Annotated in this window: 1 pseudogene; it reads left to right on the top strand. The window is 71.9% G+C overall.

What is annotated here, in order from left to right:
- Positions 1 to 294 precede the first annotated feature (294 nt).
- Positions 295 to 1,180 (top strand): annotated as a pseudogene (locus tag STRTUCAR8_RS47370) (ATP-binding protein); the annotation flags it as partial.

Raw genomic sequence — 1,180 nt, forward strand, 5'->3', positions numbered from 1 at the left:
TCGCCGTCTTTTCGTGACCGCCTCCGACCAGGTCTGATCGATTCGACGGGGTGAGGGAACGCGCGTCCGAAGAGGTTATCGGTCTGCCGTGCGAGGCCTCATAGCAGAGCGGGGCGCTGCCCGGAGGAGTTTGTCAACTGCCCACCGCACCTGATTCCTTCCCGACTACTGTGAGTGGCCGCCGGGCAACACAGGGCCGTTTTTCTCGGCTCCCGACCGGCACCGCGATGGCGCACACCCGACTCGCGCAGACGCGCGATCCCCAGGTCCCGACGCACCAGTACGAGGACGAAGATGTCTCACCTCCGAGCACCGGCCCCCCGCGCAGACCGCCGTGAGGGCGGGCGGCACGGTCGGCCGGTCGCCCGTACCGTCCCCTCGCTGCCCGAGACCCACATACGGCCCCAGCTCATGCGGCTCGCCGTGCTGCCGCCGCTCGCGGTCGCCCTCAGCGCCTGCGCGGCCGTGCTGTTCATCGTCCGTTCCTCCGAGGTGCGGCCCACCCTCACCCTGTTCGCCGTGATCGCCGGGGCGGTCGGCGTGGCCCTCGGGGGCATCGTGATCGCCCTGGTCGCCGCCGACCGTGCCGCCGGCTCCGTGCACGAACGCCTCGCCGCCCTGCGCCGCGTCAGCGCCCGCAGCGAAACGGACCTGCGCGCCCTCGTCGAGGCGCTGCGCCGCGGCGACGCACCCCCCGCCCGCGCCACCCGCGGCGCCCCGGCGCCCGACGCCGACGACTTCGAGCTCCTCGGCTCCGACATCGCCCGCGCCCACGACGGCGCCTACACCGCGGTCGTCCAGGCCTCGCAGCTCTCCAGCCAGGCGGGCAGCGAACAGAAGGTCGAGGTCTTCGTCAACCTCGCCCGGCGCCTTCAGTCGCTCGTGCACCGCGAGATCTCCATCCTCGACGAGCTGGAACACGAGATCGAGGACCCGGACCTCCTCAAGGGCCTCTTCCACGTCGACCATCTCGCCACCCGTATCCGCCGGCACGCCGAGAACCTCGCCGTCCTGGGCGGCGCGGTCTCGCGCCGTCAGTGGAGCAACCCGGTCTCCATGACGGAGGTGCTCCGGTCGGCCATCGCGGAGGTCGAGCAGTACTCGCGGGTCAAGCTCGTGCCCCCGATCGACGGCACCTGCGCGGACACGCCGTCGCCGAGTCATCCACCTGCTCGCCGAA

The sequence above is a fragment of the Streptomyces turgidiscabies Car8 genome (assembly GCF_000331005.1).
Lineage (GTDB): Bacteria > Actinomycetota > Actinomycetes > Streptomycetales > Streptomycetaceae > Streptomyces > Streptomyces turgidiscabies.